The following is an 8,305-nucleotide window of genomic DNA, read 5'->3' as shown; positions in this document are numbered from 1 at the left end:
GAACAAGGTTGGTAACAATAATAACCGCCACACCTACACCTGCGGCAACAGCGAGATCTTTAATCACGTCAATTTCAATGAACAATATGTCAAAAAGCCAATCGCATCTGAAAGCAAAGCCAGAATACCCGGCCTTACAAGCTGTCTAAAAGTCAAACGACAAGCCATTAGCGGGTTATAACCATGAGCCTGCTCAACCGCAACCCGGTTAACTATCTGCACACCGTGACTAATACCAATCGCAAATACCAGGAATGGCACCAGTACAGAATAAGGATCTAAACCATAGCCAAGTAAGTTCAATATACCTAGCTGCCAAACCACCGCAATAATAGAGGTAACAATAGGTACCAATGTACCGACCATACAGCGAGAGTAGACAAACAAAAATGTTAAAGTTAGTCCGATTGTAATTAATGCAAAGACCGCAACCGCACTAATCCCTTCGATCAAATCACCAACTTTTTTTGCAAAGCCGATAATATGCACATTAATATTTGGATTTTTTGCTGTGTACTGGTTACGAACTTTGTCTTCTAACTTTAAAGAAAAGTCTTTGTAATCAAGAGGTTCATTTGTTTCTGGATTAATTTCAAATAAGGGGACATATATAATTGTCGATTTGAAGTCATCCGAAACTAATCGGCCAACCTGCCCAGACTTGAGCACATTTTGTCGTAGAACTTCTAGTGACTCATCAGACCCATCATATCCATCAGGAATAATCGGTCCGCCCTGAAAACCTTCTTCAGTAACTTCCACCCAACGGACATTGGGAGTCCATAGAGACTTCATTCCTGAGCGATCTACGCCTGGAAGGTAAAACAACTCATCTGTTATTTCACTCAAGGTCTCCATATACGCTTTGTCAAAGACGTCACCATCTTTAACTGCCACCGCAACGCGTATTGAGTTACCTAGATTTTCCAGATCCTCCCTATTCTCCATCATATTGACGATAAACGGGTGCTCAAGCGGAATTAAACGCTCGAATGAAGCATCCGGTTTAATTTGTGCCGCATTGAAACCCAAGAAAGCCGTAATCAATGCAAATATTGCAAGAATCACAGGTCTGTTTGAAAATATTAGCCGTTCAATGACACTACCTGAACCGACAGCTTTAATCTGCTTGCCTGAAGCGCCCTTATCTGAGTTTGACATCCATCAATCCTCTTAATCTCTAGTCGTTATATCTTATATAATTAGTTATGTTGCCAAAGGCACTTACAAGTTCAAACCGCTTGGAGTGGTCAAGTTAACACCATTTTCCCCTACCAATACCAAGCGCTCTGCGTCGATATAGACTGAAGATGCATTTCCTAATCGATTTTCGCGAATTGTTTCAACAAAAGTTCGTCCCCCATCACGACTTAGAATAACCACGCCGGAATTTCCCACGACTGACACTTTCTTGCTTCCGTCATGAGAAGCAGACATTAGAGTCCCTTCGGTCTTCGTTTCTACTTGCTCCCATGTATCGCCATTATCTTCGGAGCGATACATATTGCCTCGCAAACCAAAAGCCAGTACAACGCCTTCATCCTGTGTTCCGGCGACGCCGAAAAATGACCCGCTATATGGACTATCGAGAGTTTCCCAGGTTTCACCCTTATCGGTTGAGCGGTATAGCACGCCACCCTCACCAACAATAAATAGGGCACCACCCTTAACTTCGTTCACTGCATTTAAGTGAAAGCGGTCAGGGTTTTCAATTCGGCTACCATAGTTCTGCCAGGTACGTCCGCCATCGGAGGTCTTAAACAGAAAACCGTAAGCACCCACTACAAAACCTTCTTTTGAAGAACTGAACAACACATCCAGCAAGGGTTTACTCGCACCAACTTGAGCATCGAACTTCGCATCGTCTAAAGCGTAGCTAGCTTCTTCCAACTCGTATTCCAAGTCTTCCAGCTCATCTTCAGAAGCTGTTTCCATTTGTCGTTCAAACTGCTTCAGACGCTCTTCGGACTGAGTAATAATCATTTGGTTTGCCGAGTCACCGTCAAATTGCTTGACCCAAGTTTCTCCACCATCGCTAGTGTGCAAAATGACACCCGAGTGCCCTACAGCCCAACCGTGCGTTTGATCGACAAAACTTACTGCCGTTAACAATACCGATACTGGTACAGAAGCCTGAGCCCAGCTTTTTCCTTCATCATCAGAATAGACAATATGCCCACGACCTCCGACTGCAACAAGTCGGCTGCCCGCCTTGTCAACATCCAACAAGAGGCTATTCGTTGCCATAGAAGTTTTAACCGCGGGCGTTTTAAGTACATCTTCGACCGCATGAGCAGGAGTTATTAGACTTACAACGCTCAATGAGCTAGCCAGAACACCAACTTTTAACCTAGACAGTAGACTGTTCATTTATCAACCTTGTACATTTGAATATATCCCATCAGACACCCTCAATATTAGACATTTCAACATTAACCACGAAAGCCGCCTATACAATAGCGGCCCATATTCAGTGAATATTAAAACAACACATGCCTATTTTGAGTTTCTTTTTAAGCAAGCTGAAGAGCTCCCTTGCTCTATGTCTATATTTTGTTATCGGCCTCTACGTCTTAATGACGAAGGCTTAAAGTAACGCTTGTTTGGTACCTTATTTTCAAATACAGGTGCCTGTTTTTCTTCTGAGTATAGACCATTCACACTATAACGACGTGCTTGTAGATCGTGATATACATCACCACTGGACCAAACGCCTGGCAACTCATAATAGTTCTTTAAGAGCGCATTACTGACTCGCCAAAGTTCACCACGGTTATCGTACTGATCCACCATAGCAATTCCCCAGCTGTCTTCATCAACATAGAACACACGTTTTTTATAGATATGACGAGCCCCTTTCTTCAAAGTAGCTTCGACAACATGTACACGATGCAGTTCCCAGCGAACATATTCAGGATTTAAGTGACCCGGCATAACCAAGTCATCGTATTGAACACCTTTCTGACCGACCTTATAATTGTTATAAGGAATGAAAAACTCCTTAACACCTTTGTAGTCCCAGTTATATCGATCAGGGGCTCCATTGTACATATCTGTATCATCTGCAGTACGCGTGTTGTCAGACGAAGCAATGGGGGAATCATAAGCCAAGTTTGGAGCACGTCTCACTCGACGCTGGCCTGAGTTATAGTCCCACGCACCTCGTTTGTCTTTAACCTGATCCATAGTTTCGTGAACTAGCAACGCACCACCTGCCAAACGGGCGGGCGCTTTATTGAAAGTCAAAAAGTAAAACAAAATATTGTTAAGCTTTTTAAAGCTGCCTTTAGGGTTATGGAAGTTAAAAAACACTTCCGCCTGCTTGGTAATCGGAGAAAAAGAACCATCTCTCTGAACTGGCACTTCAGTCGAACGCAAGATTGCAAAAATACCTCTCCATCTAGTCAAATGATTCCACATTGTCTGAAGGGCTTTATCTTCATTCTTTCCATGTAATATTGGAAAAGGAATACCACCGTATGCGTTCTGAATCCCCACCCCGCCTTTGGATAAAGACGATGTTTTGGCATTTTTCTTGGTATTTTCTAGGACCCAATCCGGCATCGAGTGCGAACGATGGGTTGGATATACATTGATCTTGAAGCTACTTGGGTATGCTTCAAACAAAGCATACTGACCTGGGGTCAGATAGTTTTTAAAACCTTTGTAGTTACTGTCATCAATGGTGAATTTGATATCATCAGAGGCAAAAGGGTCGATATGATGCTGCCCTGTCCCCTCATACCCCATTGGGGCTTCGGTAATCCCCCCAGTCCATGCAGGAATAGTTTTATTTTTATTCCCGGATTTTATCGAACCGAACGGCGTTAAAGAATTCCCTAACTTATTAACTTCTTTCGTTGAAACTTTCGCATTTGCATTGAGCGCACCCAAAACCAGCGCTAGCACACTACAAAGCAAAATAGACTTGTTTTTCATATGATTACCTTGAAACACACCCATTGTTGTATTACTACACTCTAAAATCGCCACACCCATTGTTGTATTACTACACTCTAAAATCGCCACACTCATTATTAACGAGAGTGGTCGCCCGCATCTGGATTAACATTTTTTGGCCTAAACCTGTTATCGCTGATACTGGCAAAACCTTCCGATAATACTTTTCAATTTCCTTCAAAAAGATTAGCCATGCTATTAATTTTTAGCAGATTTTTTCGATCTGTCTATTTTAGTTTTGTTATGAAATATATCTAAGGAAGGTTTTGAGCAAAAAACAGACTAATGAGTGCATCACCTCTCATGCAGGACGGTACGAAGGGCGAAACTATGCTCAATGTGGCCCTAGCAAGCTGAACCCTGTCAGCTCAGCTTGCGGGCAATTATTTTTGGACTTATTTCAAAAGAGCTTAAACCGGCTTATACAAGACTTTTCTCGACAACTTCTCTAACATCTTTTGAGAGCGCCTCTTTCGATTGAATCCTTTCAATCTGCTCGCACATTAACTTCTGTCGATTATCATCAAACTGCTTCCATCGCGTCAGGGGAGTCATAAGCCTTGCTGCAATTTGAGGATTCATATCATCTAGTTTGATAATAATATCGGCGAGAAACTCGTAACCTTCTCCCGACAGGTCATGGAAACGAACCAGGTTCTGACCACAATAGGCACCCACAACCGAGCGAACCTTGTTAGGGTTGGTTATATCAAAATCTGGCGTTTCCATTAATGCTTTTAGGCGCTCTAATGTCATAAACGCAGCACTTGAAGACTGAACAGAGAACCATAACTCGATAACCTGAGCATCGTCCTTCCACTGAGCATGAAAGGCTTCTAGTGCTTGCTCAGCCTCTGAGGCATCTCCTGAATTTACCAAAGCGCTCAAAGCAGAAAAGCTATCAGTCATATTATCAGCATTTGCAAACTGCTTTTTAGCCAGGTTAATAACATCTGCCATTTGACTTGCAGATGAACCACCTATTGCTGACATTAAAGATAAAGCCGCATTTTTTAATGCCCGTTGTGACATAGAGCCATAATCCAAAGCAGGTAATTCCGACTCAACAATATTGTCACGATAAACTGCATATAGCTCGTCACCTAGCTGATTAGCCAAGGCCTGTCGAACAAATTCTCTTGCAGCATGAATGGCATCAACATCTGCTTGCTCCGCCAGCTGCACAAGATAGCTCTCAGCGGGTAGCATCAGCATCTTGCAAACCATTGCTTTGTCTAAAGAGCTATCTGTGAGCAAACCTCGATACGCCTCGACAAAACTCTGGGGTAACACCAGCTCCAGCCCTTGCTGATAAGATTTGATTAAGCCCTGCAGGATGCGCAATGCCAATGCCTGCCCTGCCTCCCAGCGGTTAAAACCATCGGAGTCATGCTGAAACAAAAATACCAATTGCTCATCAGTATACTGATAGGACAACTTGACCGGAGCCGAAAAGCCTCTTAGTAATGATGGAACCGGTTCTGCTTCGATACCCTCAAAAACAATTGATTCTCGTGCTTCGATTAGCTCAAAAACACATTCTTTAGCGCCATCCGCAATTGATAAGGGAAGCTCCTGCCCTTCTGAGTCCAACAATGCAATAGATACAGGGATATGAAACGGCTCTTTTAAATCTTGCCCAGGTGTTGCAGGGCAAGACTGACTCAAGCTCAAGGTATATTGTTTGCTATTGGCATTATAGCTAGAACTCACTTGCAGCTCTGGCGTCCCGCCCTGATCGTACCAGAGCTTAAACTGTTCCAGATCCATCCCGGAAACGTCAGCCATTGCCGAAACGAAGTCTTCAGTTGTGACCGCTTGCCCATCATGCCTGTCAAAATATAAATCACTCCCTGCCCGGAACTGCTTCGGCCCTAAGAGAGTATGCAGCATGCGAACAACCTCTGCCCCTTTTTCATAAACCGTCAGGGTATAGAAGTTTGAAATTTCCATATAGGAAGCCGGACGAACCGGGTGTGACATCGGGCCTGCATCTTCAGCAAACTGTGCGGTTCGCAGAACATTTACATCCTCGATACGTTTAACCACGGAGGAATTCATATCGGCAGAAAATGCTGAATCCCTAAATACGGTAAACCCTTCTTTCAGGCTTAGCTGGAACCAATCTCTGCAAGTAACTCTATTGCCAGACCAGTTGTGAAAATACTCATGTGCAACAATCGCCTCAATGCGCTGATAACCCGCATCTGTTGTTGCATCGGGCTTTGCCAAAACACAGGATGAATTGAAGATATTCAGACCTTTATTCTCCATGGCGCCCATATTAAAATCGTCCACCGCGACAATCATAAATATATCCAGGTCGTACTCTCGCCCGTAGACTTCTTCATCCCAGCGCATCGACCTTTTTAAACAATCTAGTGCGTAATCGCACTTATCTGCATTCTTATGATCAACAAAGATCTTCAGGGCCACCTGACGTCCAGACATGGTTTTGAAGGAGTCTTCATGGCAATGTAAATCACCTGCCACCAAAGCAAACAAGTAACAAGGCTTTGGATGAGGGTCGTGCCAAGTAACAAAATGACGATTATCTTCCAAGTTTCCCGACTCAATAGCATTACCATTGGAAAGCAGGTTCGGGTAAAGCGCTTTATCAGCTTCGATGCGCGTCGTAAATACCGTTAGTACGTCAGGACGATCCATGTAATAGGTAATTCGTCTGAAACCCTCGGCTTCACACTGGGTACAAAACATTGACGAAGACTTGTACAAGCCTTCCAACCGCTTGTTATCTTGCGGCTTAATCCAGGTTTCACACTGCAACTCAAATTTCGCGGGTACAGATTCTACCGTTAGAGATTCGTCATCTAGAAGGTATTCACTCTCTTCCAGCTCACGGTCATCTAACTTTATACTTTTCAGCTCAAGGTCTTCACCATTTAGTGACAGCGCCTCGCCTTCACGGCCAGCGACTCGCTCGATAAGCTGCCTGGCTTTTACCAACGCTCCGTTTTCAAATAACTGAAAGGTTAAATCAAGTGACGTAATCTTAAACGCAGGCTCAAGATAGTCTTTGAGGTATATCGTCTTTGCTGATTCACTCATGCATGCTTTCCAAGTATATGTCTTACTCGACGTCTAGCGAGACGTCGTAGGACGTAAATTTTCGAATATTTAAGCAACCGGTATCGAGAATCATATATTGCCCTTTAATGGCAATTAAGGTCCCCTCCACCTCATCTTGTTTATCAAAATTAAAGGTTTTAGCCTTTTCTGGCCAAGATAAGTGTGGGTATTCAAATTCCCATACATCCTGCTCAGTCAAAGCAGTAATCTCACCGGGGAATTGCTCATCAAGCTCGGCCAACTTATCCTGAGCCAGTTCCATTAGACGGTCACGTTCAACCAAAAGATCTATATCAACGACCTCATGCTTCAGCATTTTCCGCCAATTAGTTTTGTCCGCCACCCACTCTTTCAGCATAACTTCAAGCAAACCGGAAAGTCGTCGGGACTTAACTGAGAATATAGGCAATGCAGCAATGGCACCCTGATCTATCCAGCGGGTAGGCACCTGGTTATGACGGGTAATCCCGACTTTCAAACCAGTTGAATTCGCCAAATAAACTATATGCTCCTGCATACAGTGTGTTTCACCCCATTCCGGCTCACGGCAGGTACCTTGTGCATAATGACAAAGCTCAGGGCTCATAATACAGCGGTCACACTGGGCCAACTTGGTAAAGCATCGATAACAGTAACCTTGGTTAAAGCTCTTGTTGGTACGCTTCTGACAATGAAAACAGCGAATCTCGCCGTTAGAACGAAAGCGTAATTTCTTGCCAAGATAATCTGCAGGATTGCATTTTGTATCACCAAAGTTCAAGGTGTAACTTACCGGGTTCCCCTGACTCACTGTCATTTTACTTAAATGACCTGATGCAACTTGATTCATTAATCGTCTTCTTTGTTAGTGCAATATACGGATAGTCGACTCATCATCACTATCGTCTTTTGGCCCGCATGGGGAGGTCTTTTTCGTTGTATCAACATAGCCGGTTCGATTGCTTTCATCGAGTCCATGTTTTACTTCATAAAGCATGACCGCCTGAAGGCATATTTCTTTTTGCTCACGAGAGAGGGTCCGGCCATCGGGCCACTTTCCCAACTCTATCGCTTGTTTGAACTTTTCGTAAATTTCTTTAGGAATGGATTCAGCAGCATCTTCAAACTTCATAAGTTAATCCTAGAAGAACTTTGAGTGCCATAGCATGCACTCAAGAATTTGTAACAAGCTAGCGAGAATATCAATCCCTGTAACGCTACTCAAGAATAAACAAAAAAGATCAAGCTCAGTGGTTGACAATGCAAATGATAACAA

At 43.5% G+C, this 8,305-nt stretch carries 6 protein-coding genes; all 6 read right to left on the bottom strand.

All coding sequences use genetic code 11. The features are described 5' to 3' along the window. Nucleotides 1-63: 63 nt before the first annotated feature. Nucleotides 64-1,161 carry an RND family transporter gene (locus A3766_RS17620; RefSeq protein ID WP_231882916.1) on the bottom strand — a complete coding sequence of 366 codons (1,098 nt, stop codon included), beginning with the start codon at nt 1,159-1,161 and terminating at the stop codon, nt 64-66. A gap of 63 nt (nt 1,162-1,224) precedes the next feature. After that, nucleotides 1,225-2,370, bottom strand: coding sequence for a YCF48-related protein (locus tag A3766_RS17615; RefSeq protein ID WP_068507666.1), 1,146 nt, complete (start codon nt 2,368-2,370; stop codon nt 1,225-1,227). 186 nt (nt 2,371-2,556) lie between these two features. Continuing rightward, the gene (locus tag A3766_RS17610) at nt 2,557-3,939 is read right to left on the bottom strand and encodes a DUF1329 domain-containing protein (RefSeq protein WP_068634380.1); all 1,383 of its coding nucleotides are present in this window, start codon (nt 3,937-3,939) and stop codon (nt 2,557-2,559) included. Nucleotides 3,940-4,380: 441 nt separating this feature from the next. Further along, entirely contained in the window at nt 4,381-7,029 is a 2,649-nt protein-coding gene (gene pepN, locus A3766_RS17605; protein WP_068510513.1) for an aminopeptidase N, read from the bottom strand. 22 nt (nt 7,030-7,051) lie between these two features. Beyond that, the gene (locus A3766_RS17600) at nt 7,052-7,879 is read right to left on the bottom strand and encodes a DUF2797 domain-containing protein (RefSeq protein ID WP_068506812.1); all 828 of its coding nucleotides are present in this window, start codon (nt 7,877-7,879) and stop codon (nt 7,052-7,054) included. Nucleotides 7,880-7,894: 15 nt separating this feature from the next. Then, a complete protein-coding gene (locus A3766_RS17595) occupies nt 7,895-8,161 on the bottom strand; it encodes a YeaC family protein (RefSeq protein ID WP_068506813.1) in 267 nt (88 codons plus the stop codon). Nucleotides 8,162-8,305: the final 144 nt, after the last annotated feature.

This window comes from Oleiphilus sp. HI0132 (assembly GCF_001635845.1).
Note: the sequence above shows the minus strand (reverse complement) of the source record. Positions and strands in the feature narration are given on the sequence as shown.

What these genes read in the sequence shown, in the direction of transcription:
- A3766_RS17600 (WP_068506812.1), bottom strand. Translation starts at nt 7,879, where the DNA reads ATGAATCAAGTTGCATCAGGTCATTTAAGTAAAATGACAGTGAGTCAG.
- pepN (WP_068510513.1), bottom strand. Translation starts at nt 7,029, where the DNA reads ATGAGTGAATCAGCAAAGACGATATACCTCAAAGACTATCTTGAGCCT.
- A3766_RS17615 (WP_068507666.1), bottom strand. Translation starts at nt 2,370, where the DNA reads ATGAACAGTCTACTGTCTAGGTTAAAAGTTGGTGTTCTGGCTAGCTCA.
- A3766_RS17610 (WP_068634380.1), bottom strand. Translation starts at nt 3,939, where the DNA reads ATGAAAAACAAGTCTATTTTGCTTTGTAGTGTGCTAGCGCTGGTTTTG.
- A3766_RS17595 (WP_068506813.1), bottom strand. Translation starts at nt 8,161, where the DNA reads ATGAAGTTTGAAGATGCTGCTGAATCCATTCCTAAAGAAATTTACGAA.
- A3766_RS17620 (WP_231882916.1), bottom strand. Translation starts at nt 1,161, where the DNA reads ATGTCAAACTCAGATAAGGGCGCTTCAGGCAAGCAGATTAAAGCTGTC.